Here is an 18741-nt window from a genome sequence, read left to right as displayed (position 1 = left end):
ATAATGCAAAAACTGAGCCTTTCGATTCAGAGATGTAAAGCTTTCTTACATATATATGTAAAGGGCGGTCTTTTCATGCTTAATGGCCGGTTAATTTTAACAGCACCGTTCCGAGTGTCATGATTCCGAAAACGACGCCGAAATAAATCAGCATCCCCTTCTTTTTCTTCACCCCGTAAACGGTGAGAATGATGCTTTCAATAAAGAAAATAAACCCGAAGATAATAAACCACATGTTGAAAAATGGCTCCTTTCACAGACATATGTCCAGTGTAGCACAACTCTTATAACGGAGCATAAAAAAGCCGGGCACTGTATCAGTGTCCGGCAAGTTTGACGAGAAGCTGGGCCAAATGCTGTTTTTCATTATCATCCGCGATGTCCCACAGTTCTTGTAAGAGTTTTTCTTCCGCATTGCGGGGCTCCTCGTGTTTGGCGAGATAGTCCCCGAGGATGGCGGCGCTTTTGATGATTTTGCTGTCATCCAGACCCAGTTTTTTTCCGGCGGAAATTTTCTGATGAAGGTACGCCTTAAATTCCTCGAAATCCTCTAAAATCTGCTGTTTCGTTACGCCGTGCATGGCGTGTATTTCGTTTTCGATTTTGATTTTTTCTTTATCTTTTTTCATGCGTCTCCCTCCTTCGGGTTAGTTGTTGTATACCTGTTCGGGAGGGAGATGAAACATTACAATGCAGTTAAAATAATCGGTTTGTCTTTTGTGATCACGATGGTGTGTTCCACTTGGGCGACAAGGCTTTTATCCGGCGTTTTATATGTCCAGCCGTCTCCCGCTTCAACAATCGTTTCCGCTTTCGTGGAAATAAACGGCTCAAGCGCGATCACGGTTCCGTTTTTAAACAGCGCGTTATCAAACGGATCGTAGTAATTCATGATGTGGTTCGGCGCTTCATGGAGGTTTCTGCCGATTCCGTGGCCCGTCAGCGTTTTAATGACGGTAAATCCGTTGGAGCGGGCTTCATGGTAGACGGCTCTGCCGATCTGGTTTTGACGTTTGCCGGCTTTTGCCTGATCCAATCCTTTCTGAAATGCGGATGCCGCGCAGTTACAAAGCTTTTGCAGACGTTCATCGCCTTCTCCGAGCACAAATGAAATGCCCGTATCGGAATAAAAACCGCCGAACTCCGCCGAAATATCGATATTGACAAGATCTCCGGCTTTTAAGATTTTAGAGGCGCTCGGAATGCCGTGAGCGACTTCGTCATTTACGCTGATGCATGTCACGCCCGGGAAATCGTATTCCTTCTCCGGAGCGGAAGCGGCTCCGTGCTCGTCAAGCACCGCCTTTCCGATCAGGTCAAGATCTTTCGTGCTCATGCCGGGCTCGGCTTTTTTCTTCATTTCTTCACGCGCCAGCGCGACGATTCTGCCGATTTTTTTAAGGCCTTCTAATTCTTGATCGTTCGTTACAATCATTGTCATTCCCGCTTTCTATTTTTAATCATCTGATTCAAGCTTACCACAACTGGTTTATAAATAGAAAACCAACAAGCCTTATGTGAATAAATGAAGGAAAATTGGTATAGATCACTAGATAACTTATGTGGTATATTTAAGAAAAAAGAAGGGGGATGGGTAAAATGCTTCAATTTTTGCAAAAACTCGGAAAGTCTTTTATGCTTCCGATTGCCGTTCTGCCCGCCGTTGGTATTATTTTGGCCATCGGCAGAGAGGACTTATTAAATATTCCGTTCATTTACGCGGCGGGGACCGCGGTATTTGATCATCTGCCGCTGATTTTCGCGATCGGAATCGCGATCGGGATTTCGAAAGACAGCAACGGGGCCGCCGCTCTGTCGGGAGCCATTTCTTATATCATGCTGGACGCGGCTGTAAAATCAATCAATTCGACAAATAATATGGCCGTTTTCGGAGGGATTATCGCGGGGTTAATTGCGGGATACACGTATAATCGCTTTAAGGATACGAAGCTGCCCGAATATCTCGGTTTTTTCAGCGGGCGCAGGCTCGTTCCGATTGTAACGGCGCTGATTACCATTATTTTGGCGGGTATTTTCGGATTTGTGTGGCCGCCGATTCAGTCGGTGATTACGTCCTTCGGGGAATGGATGATCGGGCTTGGCGGGATCGGCGCCGGGATTTACGGGATTTTTAACCGGCTTTTGATTCCATTCGGTCTTCATCATGTGCTGAATAATATTTTTTGGTTCCAGTTTGGCGATTTTCACGGAAAAACGGGAGATCTGGCCCGCTTCTTTGCGAAGGATCCGACGGCGGGGACTTATATGACGGGATTCTTCCCGATTATGATGTTCGGGCTTCCGGCCGCTTGTCTGGCAATGATTGCCGCGGCTAAGCCAAGTAAGCGCAAAGCGACGGCCGGAATGATGATCGGTCTCGCGCTGACGGCATTTATTACCGGAATTACAGAGCCGATTGAATTTGCATTTATGTTTTTATCACCGCTTTTGTACGGGGTTCATGCTATATTAACCGGGTTCTCTTTATTTATCGTGAATGTTCTCGGAATCAGGTCAGGTTTTTCATTCTCGGCGGGGGCGATCGATTATCTCCTCAGCTACGGCATTGCCGAAAAACCGCTTTTGCTGCTCGTTATCGGGCTTTGTTATGCGGTGATCTATTTTGCCGTCTTTTATATGCTCATCAAAACGTTAAACTTGAAAACGCCGGGACGGGAAGATGATGAGGAAGAGGAAGAAGTGCTTAGTGAAGATACGGCCGGTTCCGTCGAAGAACATGCCATGCTCAAGGGGCTCGGCGGCAGGCAAAATCTCGAAACGATTGATCACTGTGCGACCCGCCTCAGGCTGACCGTGCAGGATACGTCTCTCATTAATGAGGCGGCGCTTAAAAAAGCGGGAGCAAAAGGGGTTATCAAAACGGGGAATAAAACGGCGCAGGTCATTATCGGGCCGAACGTCGAATTTGTCGCGGAAGAGCTGAGAGAGGCCGTCCGCCTTGACGATCAGAAGCAGACTTGAAAAATCCGGATCACCTATGTGATCCGGATTTTTTTTGAACATATATCAAGTTTCACATAATGTACAAAAAACAATGTTTCCTTCTATGTTAAGATTCATGTAGAACAAGTATGGAGATGATGTAAGGTGACATGGATTGCAGTTGTTTCAATTGTTGTCATAAGCCTGATTAAGATTTTGCTGACATGCCTTCCTACCGGAGCGGTGGAATGGATCCTCCGCAAGTTTGAAACCCATTCAAAGCTCAGTGACGAGTCCGCTGCCGTTTCCCTCGGCGGAAAACGTCTGGAAGGCGAAGACAAACGACGGGTGATTGATGATTTTAACGAAGCCGTGTTTATCGAACGGCATTATATATACCCAGGGGATGAAGAGCGTTATCTTCATCCGCAAAACAGAGCCGATCCGCTTGTCATTAAGACGAGAAAAGGAAAAAAAGATGTGACGGTGTTTGTATACAGCTACGAAGATCATGTAGATGTCGTCAAGCAGCAGAAAAAGAAAGTCGTCGCTTATTCAGTTCTTTCCGACAGCCTGCAAAAGCGCACTATGGCCGCCGCCGGGAGCTGAACATAAAAAAGCCAGATCATATCAATGATCTGGCTTTTGTTTATTCTTTTTGATCGTCTGCTGAGGATTCTTCACGCTTCGTATAATCGAATTGTGACGGATCAACTTTCTTGAAGCCTTTCGGCTGATAGAAACGAAGCAGATCGCCGTTGATGATCTTATCAGACATTTCAAGCTCAGTCTTGACGAGAGAGTCTTCTTTTTTGTCGACTTCTGAATCATCTAAAAGTCTTCCGGTTTTCGTATCGTAATACTTGCCGGACACTTTCGTATAGTTCGGCGAGATGAAGTCTCCGTTACGGAACGGAATGACTTCTCTGTGCTCTTTCGATAAGATATCAGAACCTGACATGAGATAATCTTTCGTATCGACGCCGAGCAGATGAAGAACGGTCGGCGCGACATCGACTTCACCGGCAAATTTATGATTGCGGCCGCCTTTCACGCCGGGAGCGTGGATAAAGAGCGGCACCCGCTGAAGCTGGGCATTGTCGTATTCAGTGATCTCATCTTTGCCGAGCACTTTCGCCATCGCTTTATTATGGTTTTCGGAGATGCCGTAGTGGTCTCCGTACATCACGATAATCGACTTATCGTACAGGCCGTCTTTTTTCAGGTCATTAAAGAACTGTTCAATTGATTCATCCAGATAGTTCGCGGACTGGAAGTAATTATTGACGACTGAATCGCCAAAGTCTCCCGCCGGGAAGTCCGTGTCTTCTTTATCCATTCCGAACGGGAAGTGGTTGGACAGCGTAATGAACTTCGTATAGAACGGCTGCGGCAGGCTCTTTAAGAGCGGCATGGATTCTTTGAAATACGGTTTGTCTTTCATGCCGTAGTTTTTCGTATTTTCTTCGCTCATGTCATAATAAGCGGAATCGAAAAACTTATCGATGCCTTCCGATTTGTACATTTCGTTACGGTTCCAGAAAGTCTGCGTATTTCCGTGGAAAGCGGCAGACGTGTACTTTTTGCCTTTTAAGATCGCAGGAACGGACTGCAGCGTGTTTTGCGCTTTATTGACGAAAACCGAACCTTGCGAAAGCGGGTACAGAGAGTTCTCCATCATAAATTCCGCATCAGATGTTTTACCTTGTCCCGTTTGGTGGAAAAAGTTATCAAAGTAGAATGTTTGATTATCGTGCGCCAGTTTGTTTAAAAACGGCGTCACTTCCTTGCCGTTAATTTTGTAATCAATGATAAAGGACTGCAGAGACTCTAATGAGACGTAGATGACGTTTTTTCCTTCGGCTTTTCCGAAGTAGACGTTATTCGGCACGTCATAGTTGGCCTTCATATAGTTTTCCACATCCGTTACATCGCTTGAATCGGCAAGCGCGCGCTGGCTGTTTGATTTCACATTCTGCACGGCATCGTAAATCGTAAAGTTGTACGTGCCCAAGTATTTCACCAGATAGTTTCGGTCAAATGAGCGTGTCAAAAGCTCGGGACGGTCGGATTCCGCGACGGCGAGGTTGATCAGGAACACAAGCACGGCGGAAGCCAAAACGATTCTGAATGATTTCTTCGCCGGTTTTTCAGCCGGTTTTTTCATCTTAAGGGCCAAAATAATCAAAATGACGGTATCCAGGAAGTAGAAGGCGTCTGTCCATCTCATTAACGAGAACGCGCTGTCTCCGAGCTGGCCGCCGTTTGTCTTTGCCTGCATCATGACCGGGATGGTAATGAAATCATTAAAGAATCTATAATAGACGATGTTTGCAAAAAGCAAAAAAGACAATAAAAAATGAATCACAATAATGGCTGTCTGCTGTAATTTCTTCTTGAAAAGAAGCCCAAATCCAAGAAAGAACAAGCTGGAGCTCAGCGGATTCACAAAAAGCAATATTTTCTGGATCGTGTTGTCTATGCCGAGGTTAAAGTTTAAAATATAAGCGACATATGTTTTCACCCACAATAACACGACCGCTATCAAGAAGAAGGCAAGTCCTCTTTCTTTTATAAATGTTTTCATTGTTACACTCCTTTTTTCCGATCACGGTTTACACGGAACGATAGAAAAAACGAACGTAATCAATATACCATGAAACCAGCAAATAGAAAAGGTGGAAAAGGCTCATCGGAAAAAGGGCGAAAAACGCTGTCGCAGCGGCGGTTGATCTGTTGAATGACAGCTTTAAAAAACACAAATGGCACAAACTGGGATGTGAATTTCCGTATGATCACACCCGATTCTATTGAAGAAAGAGGTGAACAGTGATGGATATTGCGCATATCGTGGCTGAAGATAAAATCAAGCGCGCCATTAAGGATGGAGAGTTCGCCGGCATCAATGGAATGGGAAAGCCCCTGCCGAAAGACGATGCCGCACATCTTCCGGAGTCGCTCAGAATGGGCTACCGCATATTAAAAAACGCCGGAATCGCCGAGGATGAGGGCGCGCTGAAGAAAGAGCTGATGACGCTCGATTATTTGATCGCCAAGTGCCGCAATGAACAGGAGCGGGATCACCTGCGGAACAAACGGACGGAAAAACAAGTCAGACTCGACAAACTGACGGAGGAGAAAGCCATGTTCTCAAAACCCGCATCTTCTCATTATAAGGAGAAAGTATACAGACGGCTGGGCCGCCCGTAAGCCGGCTCTTTATATTTTTTTCTGAAAAGGAATGTGCTCCATAAGGCGCGGGTAGGAAATGTGGAGCAGGCCGTTTACGCACTGCGCCTGTAACAGGTGGGGCTCAGCCGGTTCAGGAAGCTCAATCGTCTCATCGATTTCCCCGTAATACCGGTTTTGGCAGACGCCCATGTTCTTCGGAAAAAGGGGTGTGATGTTTCCTCTTATATGCAGCCGTGTTCTTGACAGCAGCCTCAATGTCAATTCTTCTTCGTAAACGCCGGGCATTTCCACAATGACAAATGTGTGCTGTTCATCCTGATAAATATCATAAGTCAGGGTGTTTTTTTGTAAGGAGAAAAAATCTTCGGGAGATTTCCGTTTCAGGACATTGGTCCAAAAGTCGCTGGGCTTGTGCTCGTTTGTAATCTCAAGCCACTTTCTCATTTTTTCGATATCCACTTCGGCAGAACCTCCCTATATTTGATTTGCGATCGGCATTGACGGGTTGGCGATCTGATCCTGATCGCTCACGTCAGGGTCAAGATGGCCCGAATTCAAACATCCGGCGGCCGGCGAAAAATCCCCTAAAGAAAAGTTCGCGCCGACAAATTTGCTGTTGGCGGTGTGGCTGTTTTGTACGGTCTGACCGATATCGACGTTTCCGTTTTGCGTTGCTCCGTTTACTTTTATATTGACGACGTTAATTTGGTAAGGCATTCATAAAAACCCCTTTAATCTATAATGGGCGGCACCGGCGTAATATTTGCGGTATCTGCGGTTCCGATGGCTGTCTGGTCGTTGACATCAGGATCATTTAACAAGTTCTCCATCATCGATTCTATAGGTGACGTATCGCCGAATGAAGAGTTCAGTCCTTGTGATTTGTTATTTGTGGTGGGACTGTTGTATGCCGCTTCCCCAATCGTAATAGATCCGTTGCCAGAAATACTGTTAATCTTCAAATAGTACAGGTTGATAACAGTGGATGGCATCTCTTCACACCTCTTTAACTTAGTTGTACAGTACTGTATGCTTTTTGTGCTCCTGTTGTGAATTCCGCCCGGACATGTTCCCGACCAAACAAGAAGTCAAGGCCCGGTTCCGGCGGGGCTTTTTTTGTTTCAGGGTCTTTCGCAGTATATTTGTGATGAAAGCGCTATAAAAATAGATTGACGACATGTATATACATCATTACAATAGAGTCATAAACATGTATATACAAGTTTTTTGAGACAAAATGAAAACGGTTACGGAGGGGTTGGCATGGGTGAGTTTAACCGGGCTGCGCGGCAGATCGCTGAAGCTGTCGGCGGAATCGAAAATATTGAGGCGGCGACTCATTGTGTGACGCGTTTGCGGTTTGCATTAATAGATGAAACCAAGGTAAACCAAAAAATGCTTGATGCAATAGACATTGTCAAAGGATCTTTTGCGGTAAACGGGCAGTTTCAAGTCGTGATCGGGCAGGGGACGGTCAACAAAGTATATGCGGAATTAGTGAAGGAAACGGGGATCGGGGAAGCGTCCAAGGATGACGTGAAGAAGGCGGCATCGCAAAACATGAATCCTTTACAGCGTGCTGTGAAAACGCTTGCGGACATCTTTATTCCGATCTTGCCGGCGATCGTCACGGCCGGGCTTTTAATGGGTCTGAACAATATCTTAACGGCGGAAGGCATTTTTTACAGCACGAAATCGATTGTTCAAGTGTATCCGCAATGGGCGGATCTCGCCAATATGATTAATCTGATCGCGGGGACGGCCTTCGCTTTTCTGCCGGCTTTAATCGGCTGGTCGGCAGTGAAGCGGTTCGGAGGAAGCCCGCTTTTGGGCATCGTGCTCGGGCTGATGCTGGTGCATCCTGATCTGTTAAACGCATGGGGCTACGGTGCTGCCGAGCAGAGCGGCGATATTCCGGTGTGGAACTTGTTCGGCCTTGAGGTGCAGAAAGTCGGGTATCAAGGTCAGGTGCTCCCGATTCTGCTGGCGTCTTATTTACTTGCCAGGCTTGAGCTCTTTTTGACGAAACGGACGCCGGAGGGCATTCAGCTGTTAGTCGTCGCGCCGGTGACGCTTTTGGTCATCGGTTTTCTATCCTTTGTTATCATCGGTCCGATCACCTTTGCGATCGGTAACGCGCTGACGGCGGGATTGATTGCCGTTTTCGGCCAATTCTCCGCCATCGGAGGCCTGCTGTACGGAGGGCTGTATTCGGCGCTTGTCATCACGGGGATGCATCATACGTTTCTCGCGGTCGATCTTCAATTAATCGGATCAAAGCTCGGCGGCACATTTTTATGGCCGATGCTCGCATTATCAAATATCGCTCAAGGATCGGCGGCTCTGGCCATGATGCTCATTACAAAAGATAAAAAACAGCGGGGGCTTTCACTGACGGCCGGCATTTCCGCATATTTGGGCATTACCGAGCCGGCGATTTTCGGCGTGAATCTGCGTTACAAATTTCCGTTTGTGATCGCCATGATCAGCTCGGGGATTGCGGGGATGTTCATCTCCGTCAAAGGCGTTCTCGCAAGCTCGGTCGGAGTCGGCGGCGTCCCGGGGATCTTCTCCATTATGAGCCGGTACTGGGGTCCGTTTGCGATCGGAATGCTGATCGTGCTGATACTCCCGTTTGCGGGAACATACGGGTATGCGCGGCTGAAACGGCAAAAATAGAAAACCTGCGGGGCGCCTTCTAACAGGCTGTCCCTTTTCCCTTTCCATTCAAAACAATACAGGCGGTGAAGAAAAATGAAAACAGACAGCACACCATGGTGGAAAAAGGCAGCGGTATATCAAATTTATCCGAAGAGCTTTAATGATACGACGGGAAACGGGATCGGTGATCTGAACGGTATTATCGAGAAGCTTGATTATTTGCAGAAGCTTTTGATTGATGTCATTTGGCTTACGCCGATTTACGATTCGCCGCAGAATGACAACGGTTATGACATTCGCGATTACTGCACCATTTATGAAGAATACGGAACGATGGAGGATTTTGAACGCCTCCTCGATGAAGCGCACAAAAGAGGAATCAAGGTCGTCATGGATCTTGTCGTAAACCATACATCAGTCGAGCATCAATGGTTCAAAGAAGCGGTCTCGTCACCCGACAGTCCGTATCGGGATTTTTACATTTGGAAAGACGGAAAGGAAGACGGCCGGGCGCCGAACAACTGGGAATCAAAATTCGGCGGTTCCGCTTGGGAGCTCGACCCGGCGTCAGGCCAGCACTATCTGCATTTATTCGATGTGTCGCAGGCCGATTTGAACTGGGAAAATGAAGAGATGAGAAAACAGGTTTACGACATGATGCATTTTTGGTTCCGAAAAGGGATCGACGGCTTCCGGCTGGATGTGATCAACCTCATTTCTAAAGACCAATCGTTTCCTGATGCCGAGGATGGTCGTGACGGGCGCCCTTATTATACGGACGGGCCGCGCGTGCACGAATTTCTTCATGAGATGAACCGGGAAGTTTTTTCGAAATATGACAGCATGACGGTCGGTGAAATGTCCTCGACAACGGCTGACCACTGCATCCGGTACACAAACCCTGAAAATAAAGAACTCGATATGACCTTTAACTTTCATCATTTAAAAGTGGATTATCCGAATGGTGAAAAATGGGCGCTCGCTCCGTTTGATTTTCTGAAGCTGAAACGGATTTTAGCGTTTTGGCAGACGGAGATGCAAAACGGCGGAGGCTGGAACGCATTATTCTGGTGCAACCATGACCAGCCGCGGGCCGTATCCAGATACGGAGACGACGGCGTATACCGGACGAAATCAGCCAAAATGCTGGCGGCGGCCATTCATATGATGCAGGGCACGCCTTACATTTATCAAGGTGAGGAGATCGGCATGGGCAATCCGAAGTTCGATGACATCGGCTCATACCGCGATGTCGAATCACTGAACATTTACAAAAAGATGAAGGAAGAAGGCGTGTCAGAAAAAGACATTATCGCCATTTTAAAAGAGAAATCAAGAGACAATGCAAGAACCCCCGTTCAATGGAACAGCGGGCCGAACGGCGGCTTTACGACGGGAACGCCTTGGATTCCGGCGGCGGATGATTATCGGGACATTAACGCGGAAGCGGCTTTGCGGGACCCGGATTCAATTTTCTACCATTATCAGAAGCTCATCAAGCTCAGAAAGGAATATGACATCGTGACTGAAGGAACGTTTGAGCTGCTTGCTGAAGATGATCCGGCGGTTCTGGCGTACGTCAGACACGGCAAGGATGAAAAACTTCTGTGCATCAACAACTTCTACGGGAAAGAAGCGGACTTTACGGTTCCGCTTAAAGACACGGACGGCTGGCGGTTTACGGTGCTGCTGACGAATGATGAACCGAGGGAAGGGCGGCCGGAACGATTGACGCTCCGTCCGTATGAATCGATCGTTTATCATCTGACAAAAGCGTGATACACTAATCTGGGTGGTCATGAATGAAAGTGAATAAATATATCACAATCTATAAAGATATGGTGCGGCAGATTGAAAGCGGCCAGCGGAAGGCTGAAGACGTTCTTCCGTCTGAAAATGATTTATGCGATCAATACGGCACATCACGAGAAACCGTCCGTAAAGCGCTCAATATGCTGGCGCAAAACGGCTACATCCAGAAAATCAAAGGCAAAGGCTCCGTCATATTAGACAGAGAAAAAATGCGCTTTCCCGTCTCAGGCCTGATCAGCTTCAAAGAGCTTTCGGAAACGCTCGGAAAAGAGACGAGAACGGAGGTTCACCGTCTCGGGCTGATCCTGCCTCCCTCGGAAGCCGCAAAAGAGCTTGGTACAGAAGCGGATGAAAAGGTGTGGGAAGTCGTCAGATCAAGACGGATTGACGGAGAACATATTATTTTGGACAAGGATTACTTTGTGAAAAAACATGTGCCTCTATTAACGAAGGCGATTTGTGAAGATTCGATCTATGAGTATCTCGAAGGAGAGCTCAGCCTGTCCATCAGCTACGCGCAAAAGGAAATTGTCGTGGAGCCGGCGGGGGAGGAAGACCGGAAGTATTTGGATCTCGGCGGGTTCAGCCATATGGCGGTCGTGAAAAACCGCGTTTTTTTGGAGGATACCAGCCTCTTTCAGTACACGGAAAGCCGGCACAGGCTCGATAAATTCCGTTTCGTCGACTTTGCGAGAAGAGAAAAATAAAAACGGACTGCCGCGGCAGCCCGTTTTTTTGTCAGTATCAAAATGAATACTATCCAACAAAAATGTGCGTACTGGTACTTTCAAAAATAATGGCTACAATAGTACATAACGAGATAAAAAGGAGAGATCATCAATGTCAGATAAAAAACAGCAGATCATCGAAGCGTATCAATTCAGACACGCTACAAAGGAATTTGATCCTGAGAAAAAAATTTCAGAAAGCGATTTTGAATTCATTTTAGAAACGGGAAGATTATCCCCAAGCTCACTCGGTTTGGAGCCTTGGAAATTTGTCGTCGTTCAAAATCCGGAGCTTCGTGAAAAACTCCGCGAGTTCACATGGGGGGCGCAAAAGCAGCTGCCGACCGCAAGCCATTTCGTACTTCTGCTTGCCCGGACGGCAAAGGATATCCGTTTTGACGCCGACTATGTCAAAAACCACTTGCGGGAAGTCAAAAAAATGCCGGAAGATATGTATGAAGGCTATATCAGCAAAACGGAAGACTTCCAGAAAAATGATTTCAATCTGCTTGAATCAGATCGCGCGCTGTTTGACTGGGCATCCAAACAGACTTACATCGCCCTCGGCAATATGATGACAGCCGCTGCGCAGATCGGCATCGATTCCTGCCCTATTGAAGGCTTCAACTACAAAGAGATCCACCGGATTCTTGAAGAAGAAGGGCTTCTGGAAAACGGAAGTTTCGACATCTCTGTCATGGCCGCATTCGGCTACCGTGTCAGAGAACCGCGCCCGAAAACAAGATCTGCCTCAAAAGACGTTGTAAAGTGGGTATAAGATAAAAAAAGCTGCCGGGCGTGTCCCGGCAGCTTTTAATGTTTATTTGGTTTTGCTAAAAAACAGGCGGTGATCCAGGACGTAACGGGAATGATGATGCCGATCCCGATTCCGGCGCAAAGAATGGTGACGGCTTCCGCACTGAATACTTTTGAGTTCACTATTTTTTCAGCTGAGTATGATAAGTCTTTAAACCAGATAATTAAAGCCAAATAGCTGCCGAAAAAAGCAAAGAATAACGTATTCGTATTCGTTCCTAAAATATCTCTCCCGATGCTTAATCCGAATGTGTACAGTTCTTTTCTGCTCATGGACGGATTATGACTGTAAATTTCCCGCATGGGTGAAGTAATGGAAATCGCGACATCAGTAATCGCCCCAATCGTGCCCATGATGATCATAGCTGCGGTAACCTTCACAAAATCCACCCCGACAAACAGTGTGAATATGCCGATATCCCCCAATTCTTCTTCACCGAATCCCTGAATCGAAGTATGTTTTGTTACGGACATAATAAAAAACAGCAGCAATGCAATGGTCAGCATCGCAGAAATAAAGGCGGTTACGGTTTTGACGTTTCCTCCATTAATATAAAAAAGAGTAATGCTGCAAATCACGGCGGAAGAGAGCAATGTTAAAACAATCGGATTGATATGCGGATCTGTCATGAAAATAATGGTGAGAAAGAGAACCCCGAAATTTAAGAATAACGCAATAAAAGACCTCGCTCCTTTTTTTCCGCCGATAATGACCATTAATAGAAATAAAATCGCCGCGAGAATTACGATGACATTCATGAGCTTGCCTTCTTTCGTTTAATAAAAAAGACAGAAGCATACAGACTGGCGGGTATGGTTAATACAATTCCGATCCCCCCGGCCAATGCTCTGGCTATTTCCAAGGAAATGTTCATAGAAAGAGTGAATCCTATCGGGGAATCATTTTTCAAATACAAAAGCATCATCGGAATAGAGCCGCTTATATAAGCAAAAAACAGAATATTGGTCATCGCTCCCATGATGTCTTTTCCGATCTCCATCCCGGAACGTCTGAGAGCTTGTAATGAGATACCCTTGTTTTCTTCATATAATCCGAAGACAGATGACGTCATGGTAATGGCTACATCCATGACCGCTCCCAGTGATCCGATAAATACCCCGGCCATAAACACTGTGTGATAAGGGCGGGTTAAATACTGCATTTCCTCATATCTGAGACCTTTCTCTCCGGTTGCCAGCATCACCAGATACGTAATCAGCAGGGAAACGAAAGTGCCTGCGAGCGTCGCGGCTATGGCGGCGTATGTTTTCGCGTGAAAACCGCTGACAAGCAGCAATGATATGACCGTAAAGATGAGAATACAGATACCGCAGATAAAAATTAACCCTATATTAGGATGCTTCCTGTACAAATCCAATGCAAACGACAGTAAAACGGCGTTAAACATCAGGCTGACGATCGAAAAGAAGCCTTGTTTTTTGCCGACGATAAGCAAGGTGAAGATGAAAACCCAAGCGATCAGCAAAAGCTGTTTATCCCGTTTTTTATCTATAATGCTTCCCGATATATCTTTGTTTGATGGTTTCCCTTTATCAATAGAAACGAATACTTCATCGCCAATCGAATATTTCTGATCATTCGCTCCGGATAAAGAATACTGATTGGACAAATGAATGAGCTGCCCTTTCTGACTGCCGTTTTCAAGTCTGGCTGTGATCGTCTGAGTGAAAATCTTATCTTTGTTTTTATGCATGTCCTGTACGTCAGACTGATGTTCCAATGTTGTTTTCGTCACTTTGGCAATCGGCCGCTCATAAAAAGAAGCGTTGTGAGTGACAAAAATGAGCGAGCTGATAAAACAAAGCGCTGTTATCACGTATAACAGCTTTTTCTTGTAAGACATGCGGTTTCGTTTGTTTCCTGTAATCTTCAAAAAAAGTCCTCCAAACAGGCGGCGCCGTGTGAAAGAGAGGCCCTGCCGTGAAGTGTTGAACGATGCGGATGCAGTCTTTCGCGAATAACGTTCATATTTTATCACTCGGCCATACGGCTGTCGACTCAGAGGGGGGACCGGCAGAAAAAGCTCTCCTGATATCAGATCAGGAGAGCTTTTGGGATGAACCGCCTGATAAAAGCGGTCTTTTTATGCTTCGTTCACTTTTTTTGCTTTTCTTCTTTGATATAGATACAGTGCCGTTCCGAGCGCGCTGATGAGTAACCCGGCAAGAAGGATGGAATACATCGTTGTGGCCGTATCAGGAAGCAGGCCGCCCGGCGATACTCCGTCCTGCGCAGGGCCGGATGACGGTTTTTGTCCGCTTGGCTGCTTTCCGGAGCCGTGATCTCCGCTTGTCGGCGGTGCGCTCTTCGTGTTTGCGTTTAATATGGTGTATTCACTGAAATGATTTGTATAGCCCGTGACGAGATCGTGTGAAACCGAACCGTTGTCTGTTTTTGTATAGACGTTCTTTTTCCGGTCTACATGATAAATGCCGGGCTGTTTCGCCTTTTTCATATTCTCAATGCGCAGGGTGAGCTTTACCGGCGCTTTGAATGTTTTGATGTCTTTGTTTTTCTGCTTCATTGTAAAGTCGTATACATTTGAAAGCGCCCCGCTAACTTTTCCCTTCGGCGTCACACCGAATCGTGTATCAGCTGAAGCAGCGTTTGCCATCGGCATTTTCATGCTGAACTTGTCATGCAGGATCGTAAGGGAAGAATCCGATGTTCTGTCCTTTAACAGGCCGATTTGTTTTTTGGTCACGCTGAGATCAATCGGCTTTTTGGCGCCGTCATTCTTATCATAATACACGATCGGCGTGTTGGCGTTTTTGGCATAGACGGCAAATGCGCTGTCATCTTCAAGCGTCCACGAACCGTTTTTTTGTCTTGTCGGCAGGTACACTTCCTGCGCGCGGCCGTCAACTTTCGGTTCCACCGCTTTTCCCGCTTTTTCAAGCTGCTCAACGAAGACCTCATAGTCGGCAAAGCCAAGGTCTTCTTTATGGGACGCTTCGTTAAAGACGGAATATCCGTCTCCGCCTTCACCGACAAAGTTACTGGTGGCGACTCTGTATGTCTTCTTATCAGAAATCGGCTTTACACTGCCGTCATCCTGTACGGCCGCAGCTTGAAGAACGCGGTGTCCCGGCTTTTTATTCAGTGTAAACGTGTATGTTAAACCGGCAACTTGAGGGAAGGCGCCGCCTTGAGCTTCAATTCCGCTTAATCCTTGTTCCAGGGCTTGTTTGATCTGTTTTCCGGTTAAATCCGCGACGTAAAGCGTGTTGCCGAACGGCATCACATTCAGCACGTCGCCGAGGGTGATGTCTCCTTTATCAATGCCTGCGCGGATGCCGCCCCCGTTTGTAATCGCGATTTGGGCGCCGGCGGCTTCCTTCGCTTTTTGCAGCATGCCGTCCGCGATGAAGTTTCCGAGATTGGTTTCTTTGGAGCGGACATGCTCGCGCTGGCCGTCAAGTGCGACCTTCGTTGAACCGACTTTTTCATTTTTGACTGAGACGAGCTCTTTTTTAAACGGATCAAGCTCTTTTTTCAGATCCGGGTCTTCTTTCGTCTGCTCATTCACCGGCAGCGCTTGAAGAGAGGATTGTTCCGGCAGGACGACGCCGTTTTTGTCAAATGCGAGATCGACACGGCCTAAATATTCGCCGTATTCTTTTGCTTGGGCAACGATGGTCGGCTCTTCATTTTTGACAATTTCCATTTTATCTACAAGCGTATGCGTATGTCCGCCGACGATTAAGTCGATGCCTTTTACCTTTTTGGCAAGATCGAGATCACGCTGATGCCCGATATGGGTCAGGGCGATAATTTTATTGACATGTTCCTTGTTCTGTATTTCTTTTACTGTATCTTGTGCGGATTGGAAGGCATCATGAAAGACAATGCTTTTTCCCGGGCTTGATGTGACGGACGTATCTTCTGTCGTCAAGCCGAACACGGCGACTTTTTCTCCGTTTACATCAAGCAGAATATATGGATAGATGCCTGCTTTTTTCTTTTTCCCTGCCGTAAATGTGTCTGCTTTTTTCATGAATGGTCTGAGTTTTGACTCTTTGGACACATCGACATTTGAGCTGACGAGCGGAAAGTCAGGCGCTTGAAAATTGTATTTTCCGGACGGGTCAGACGCGCTCCCGTTACCGCTCAGAAAGCTGGCGAGAGCGCCCGGCCCTTTATCAAACTCATGATTTCCGAAGGTCATTGCGTCGTAGCCCATGCTGTTCATCAATTTTAAATCAGCCAGCCCCTGCCACTTTGTGAAATAGAGATCGCCTGAGAAAACGTCTCCCGCATCCAGCAAAATACTGCGGTCGGTTTCGCTTCTGATTTCTTTGATTTTCGTCATCCGCCTCGCCGCGTTATCAAGGTGGGCGTGCGTGTCATTAGTATGCATAACGGTGAGTTTCCATGCGTCATCTTTCGGCGGATCTGTGCCCGGTTCATCATCTTTGAATTGGAGCTTGTACTGTCCGTAGCCCGCGTTTTGTGATTCACCGATATAGGCGACGTCATCTGCGCGGTCGGCAAACGGCTTTGCGGCCAAGGAAGATTCAAATGTCAGATTTGTCCCTTTGACCGGAAGGATGGACCAGTTATGATCAGCCTGCGGATTAATCGTTTTCTGCTGGATGATGTAATCCATTAAGACCTGCCTGTTCTCATCGGCAGAAGAGTATACGATTTTGTCATTGCTTAAGTGAGGGAATCCTCCGCCGCCTGAAGCGCGGTAATTATTTGTGACGATCAGAAATTCCTGCTTGGCGCTGACGGGCTTTCCTTGATAAGAAAGGTTGACGATCCGGCTTGCATCGGGATGAATGACTGTTCCGTTTTCGTTGTATTTCGCCGGTTTTGTGACATCGACCTGATAGGTGACACCGTCAATGACATCAAAATTGTATGAGCGGTAGGCGTCATTTAAAAGCGCTTGGCTGCCGCCTTTTGCCTGATCGATCTGATTAAATTGCCCCGCGGACATTTCGAGCCAGTCTTTCACTTCGCTTCCGTTCAGCTTGACGATCTGAACCGTGTTGTCATACAGGTACAAATCGCCGATGTTTTTGATGGCGAGGTCGCCAGCGGAAATGTTTGTATAGTAGTTTGAGCCGTTCCGCCCGCCGGCTTTAAACGGGGCGCCCGCCGAGAGGATAGGCAGATCTTTGTACTCCGTATCCTTCATCTTATTTTCGGCGTACCATTTTTGCGCATCCGTTACGATTTGAATGGACGGATCATCTTTGACTTGGGCGAAGAAACTGTTGATATCGGCTTTTGTCTGGCCGACGGGTTCTCTGATGTATTTCAAAGTGCCTTCGTGCGCTTTTTTGACGGTATTGACGACGGTTTCGTTTTCCGAATTCACATTGCCGGCAATCGGCTCGATGCTGCCTTTTGCATCTTCCACATGCCACGCGCTGTCTGTTTTTTCAAGCCGGAGGTCGATGACGCCCGCATATTTGCCCCAGCTGCTTGACATGACAACGGGGATGCCGTTAATCGTGCCTTTATCGACGTCGAATTGAGCAGCGCCTTTGTATTCGGCATCAGGGAAAAGACCGTGCTGATGGCCCGATACGATCGCATCAATTCCGCTGACTTTCGTTGCCAGATCAAAAACGGCATTTTCCGCTCCGGAAGACTGCGCTTTTTTTTCGATGCCGCTGTGGGCGAGGGCGATGACGATATCGGCTCCTTCAGCTTTCATTTTCGGAACGGTTTTCTTTGCGGATTCCACAATGTCCTCGACCTGAACGCGGCCTTCGAGATTTTTCTTATCCCACGTCATGATCTGGGGAGGAACAAAGCCGATATAGCCGACTTTTAGCTGATGCTTGCCGCCGTTTTCATCCGTGACGGTTTTGTCTTTTATGACATAAGGCGTATAACGGTTTTCGCCGCTTACTGTTTTCACATTGGCGTTAACGATCGGATAATCAGCGCCTTTGATTGTCCCGTCCAGGAATTCAAGCCCGTAATTAAATTCATGATTGCCGAGTGTTCCTGCGTCATAATGCAGACTGTTCATCACTTCAATGATCGGATGGGTCTTTGCGCCTGAAATGATATCATTTTTCTCATATTTTACGGCGTATTCTCCGAGGGGATTCCCCTGAATCAGGTCTCCGTTATCGACAAGCAGCGTATTCGGGTTTTCGCGCCTGTGCTTCTCAATAAGCTGAGCCGTTCGGGCCAGCCCGAATTCCGTTGTCGGTTTGTCGCTGTAGTAATCGTAGTCCATCATGTTAGCGTGAACGTCAGTTGTGGCTAAAATGCTGAGATTCACACTGGAGGATTTGTTTTCTTCTGCTTTAATGGGTGATGTTGGGAGGATCAGACTAAGTATCATAACTAGGGGCAGCAGAATACGGAGTGTCATATTGACGCTGCATCGTCTTTTCTGTATTCTCACCTGTTCTCCACCTTTCAACAAATTTTGTCATGCAGTACCATTGTAAGAATATTTTGTGAAAGTTTATATAGATTTCATGATGATTCTTGTGAAAAGATAAAAAATGAGGATAATGACCTATGTAAAACAGGCGGGCGGTAAACGCGTTACCTATGTTTGATGTTAGTGTGGCTGGGGTACATGGATTTATG

17 protein-coding genes are annotated in these 18741 nt (G+C 46.9%); 7 read left to right on the top strand and 10 right to left on the bottom strand.

Annotation, left to right across the window (positions count from 1 at the left end):
• Positions 1-79 precede the first annotated feature (79 nt).
• From C5I45_RS15720 to map, 3 genes are all read right to left on the bottom strand, one after another.
• On the bottom strand, positions 80-235 hold the full coding sequence (locus C5I45_RS15720) for a hypothetical protein (RefSeq protein ID WP_003155608.1): 156 nt from the start codon (positions 233-235) through the stop codon (positions 80-82).
• A gap of 82 nt (positions 236-317) precedes the next feature.
• On the bottom strand, positions 318-629 hold the full coding sequence (locus C5I45_RS15715; protein WP_003155607.1) for a DUF3243 domain-containing protein: 312 nt from the start codon (positions 627-629) through the stop codon (positions 318-320).
• A 56-nt stretch (positions 630-685) separates the two neighbouring features.
• Entirely contained in the window at positions 686-1435 is a 750-nt protein-coding gene (map, locus tag C5I45_RS15710) for a type I methionyl aminopeptidase (protein WP_003155605.1), read from the bottom strand.
• 164 nt (positions 1436-1599) lie between these two features.
• On the opposite strand from map, the gene nagE reads away from it, so the two are divergent.
• Positions 1600-2982 carry an N-acetylglucosamine-specific PTS transporter subunit IIBC gene (gene nagE, locus C5I45_RS15705; RefSeq protein ID WP_107994497.1) on the top strand — a complete coding sequence of 461 codons (1383 nt, stop codon included), beginning with the start codon at positions 1600-1602 and terminating at the stop codon, positions 2980-2982.
• Between the two features lie 126 nt (positions 2983-3108).
• A complete protein-coding gene (locus tag C5I45_RS15700; RefSeq protein WP_107994496.1) occupies positions 3109-3552 on the top strand; it encodes a YfmQ family protein in 444 nt (147 codons plus the stop codon).
• A gap of 40 nt (positions 3553-3592) precedes the next feature.
• Here C5I45_RS15700 and C5I45_RS15695 read toward each other — a convergent pair whose 3' ends face one another.
• Positions 3593-5530 (bottom strand): lipoteichoic acid synthase, encoded by a 1938-nt coding sequence (locus C5I45_RS15695; protein WP_025854002.1) that lies wholly within the window; start codon positions 5528-5530, stop codon positions 3593-3595.
• 245 nt (positions 5531-5775) lie between these two features.
• On the opposite strand from C5I45_RS15695, the gene C5I45_RS15690 reads away from it, so the two are divergent.
• The gene (locus C5I45_RS15690) at positions 5776-6153 is read left to right on the top strand and encodes a DnaJ family domain-containing protein (protein ID WP_003155597.1); all 378 of its coding nucleotides are present in this window, start codon (positions 5776-5778) and stop codon (positions 6151-6153) included.
• 9 nt (positions 6154-6162) lie between these two features.
• Here the strand turns inward: C5I45_RS15690 and C5I45_RS15685 are convergent, their stop codons facing one another.
• From C5I45_RS15685 to C5I45_RS15675, 3 genes are read right to left on the bottom strand one after another with little or no spacing between them, the layout of a single operon-like run.
• Positions 6163-6594 (bottom strand): Hsp20/alpha crystallin family protein, encoded by a 432-nt coding sequence (locus tag C5I45_RS15685; RefSeq protein ID WP_003155596.1) that lies wholly within the window; start codon positions 6592-6594, stop codon positions 6163-6165.
• Between the two features lie 15 nt (positions 6595-6609).
• Positions 6610-6852 carry a spore germination protein gene (locus tag C5I45_RS15680; RefSeq protein ID WP_003155595.1) on the bottom strand — a complete coding sequence of 81 codons (243 nt, stop codon included), beginning with the start codon at positions 6850-6852 and terminating at the stop codon, positions 6610-6612.
• 14 nt (positions 6853-6866) lie between these two features.
• Complete coding sequence (locus C5I45_RS15675; RefSeq protein ID WP_007408496.1) at positions 6867-7127, bottom strand: spore germination protein; 261 nt, start codon at positions 7125-7127, stop codon at positions 6867-6869.
• Positions 7128-7398: 271 nt separating this feature from the next.
• Here C5I45_RS15675 and treP point away from each other — a divergent pair, with 271 nt between their 5' ends.
• From treP to C5I45_RS15655, 4 genes are all read left to right on the top strand, one after another.
• A complete protein-coding gene (gene treP, locus C5I45_RS15670) occupies positions 7399-8814 on the top strand; it encodes a PTS system trehalose-specific EIIBC component (RefSeq protein ID WP_003155593.1) in 1416 nt (471 codons plus the stop codon).
• 75 nt (positions 8815-8889) lie between these two features.
• The gene (gene treC / locus C5I45_RS15665) at positions 8890-10575 is read left to right on the top strand and encodes an alpha,alpha-phosphotrehalase (RefSeq protein WP_025854004.1); all 1686 of its coding nucleotides are present in this window, start codon (positions 8890-8892) and stop codon (positions 10573-10575) included.
• A gap of 23 nt (positions 10576-10598) precedes the next feature.
• Positions 10599-11315, top strand: a complete 717-nt coding sequence (gene treR, locus C5I45_RS15660; RefSeq protein WP_003155591.1) for a trehalose operon repressor — start codon at positions 10599-10601, stop codon at positions 11313-11315.
• A 133-nt stretch (positions 11316-11448) separates the two neighbouring features.
• The gene (locus C5I45_RS15655) at positions 11449-12114 is read left to right on the top strand and encodes an NAD(P)H-dependent oxidoreductase (protein WP_107994495.1); all 666 of its coding nucleotides are present in this window, start codon (positions 11449-11451) and stop codon (positions 12112-12114) included.
• A 35-nt stretch (positions 12115-12149) separates the two neighbouring features.
• On the opposite strand, the gene C5I45_RS15650 is transcribed toward C5I45_RS15655, so the two are convergent.
• The 3 genes from C5I45_RS15650 to C5I45_RS15640 all read right to left on the bottom strand — a co-directional run bounded on the left by C5I45_RS15650 (position 12150) and on the right by C5I45_RS15640 (position 18550).
• Positions 12150-12911, bottom strand: coding sequence for a YibE/F family protein (locus C5I45_RS15650; RefSeq protein WP_003155586.1), 762 nt, complete (start codon positions 12909-12911; stop codon positions 12150-12152).
• A complete protein-coding gene (locus C5I45_RS15645; RefSeq protein ID WP_107994494.1) occupies positions 12908-14047 on the bottom strand; it encodes a YibE/F family protein in 1140 nt (379 codons plus the stop codon). The genes C5I45_RS15650 and C5I45_RS15645 overlap by 4 nt, the downstream gene beginning before the upstream one ends.
• 210 nt (positions 14048-14257) lie before the next feature.
• Positions 14258-18550: a multifunctional 2',3'-cyclic-nucleotide 2'-phosphodiesterase/3'-nucleotidase/5'-nucleotidase gene (locus C5I45_RS15640; protein ID WP_107994493.1), complete on the bottom strand. Its 4293-nt coding sequence runs from the start codon at positions 18548-18550 to the stop codon at positions 14258-14260.
• Positions 18551-18741: the final 191 nt, after the last annotated feature.

Origin of the sequence: Bacillus sp. ZY-1-1 (genome assembly GCF_003047165.1) — a bacterium.
Taxonomy (GTDB): domain Bacteria; phylum Bacillota; class Bacilli; order Bacillales; family Bacillaceae; genus Bacillus; species Bacillus velezensis.
Note: the sequence above shows the minus strand (reverse complement) of the source record. Positions and strands in the feature narration are given on the sequence as shown.

What these genes read in the sequence shown, in the direction of transcription:
- C5I45_RS15720 (WP_003155608.1), bottom strand. Translation starts at nt 235, where the DNA reads ATGTGGTTTATTATCTTCGGGTTTATTTTCTTTATTGAAAGCATCATT.
- C5I45_RS15715 (WP_003155607.1), bottom strand. Translation starts at nt 629, where the DNA reads ATGAAAAAAGATAAAGAAAAAATCAAAATCGAAAACGAAATACACGCC.
- map (WP_003155605.1), bottom strand. Translation starts at nt 1,435, where the DNA reads ATGATTGTAACGAACGATCAAGAATTAGAAGGCCTTAAAAAAATCGGC.
- nagE (WP_107994497.1), top strand. Translation starts at nt 1,600, where the DNA reads ATGCTTCAATTTTTGCAAAAACTCGGAAAGTCTTTTATGCTTCCGATT.
- C5I45_RS15695 (WP_025854002.1), bottom strand. Translation starts at nt 5,530, where the DNA reads ATGAAAACATTTATAAAAGAAAGAGGACTTGCCTTCTTCTTGATAGCG.
- C5I45_RS15690 (WP_003155597.1), top strand. Translation starts at nt 5,776, where the DNA reads ATGGATATTGCGCATATCGTGGCTGAAGATAAAATCAAGCGCGCCATT.
- C5I45_RS15680 (WP_003155595.1), bottom strand. Translation starts at nt 6,852, where the DNA reads ATGCCTTACCAAATTAACGTCGTCAATATAAAAGTAAACGGAGCAACG.
- C5I45_RS15675 (WP_007408496.1), bottom strand. Translation starts at nt 7,127, where the DNA reads ATGCCATCCACTGTTATCAACCTGTACTATTTGAAGATTAACAGTATT.
- treP (WP_003155593.1), top strand. Translation starts at nt 7,399, where the DNA reads ATGGGTGAGTTTAACCGGGCTGCGCGGCAGATCGCTGAAGCTGTCGGC.
- treC (WP_025854004.1), top strand. Translation starts at nt 8,890, where the DNA reads ATGAAAACAGACAGCACACCATGGTGGAAAAAGGCAGCGGTATATCAA.
- treR (WP_003155591.1), top strand. Translation starts at nt 10,599, where the DNA reads ATGAAAGTGAATAAATATATCACAATCTATAAAGATATGGTGCGGCAG.
- C5I45_RS15655 (WP_107994495.1), top strand. Translation starts at nt 11,449, where the DNA reads ATGTCAGATAAAAAACAGCAGATCATCGAAGCGTATCAATTCAGACAC.
- C5I45_RS15650 (WP_003155586.1), bottom strand. Translation starts at nt 12,911, where the DNA reads ATGAATGTCATCGTAATTCTCGCGGCGATTTTATTTCTATTAATGGTC.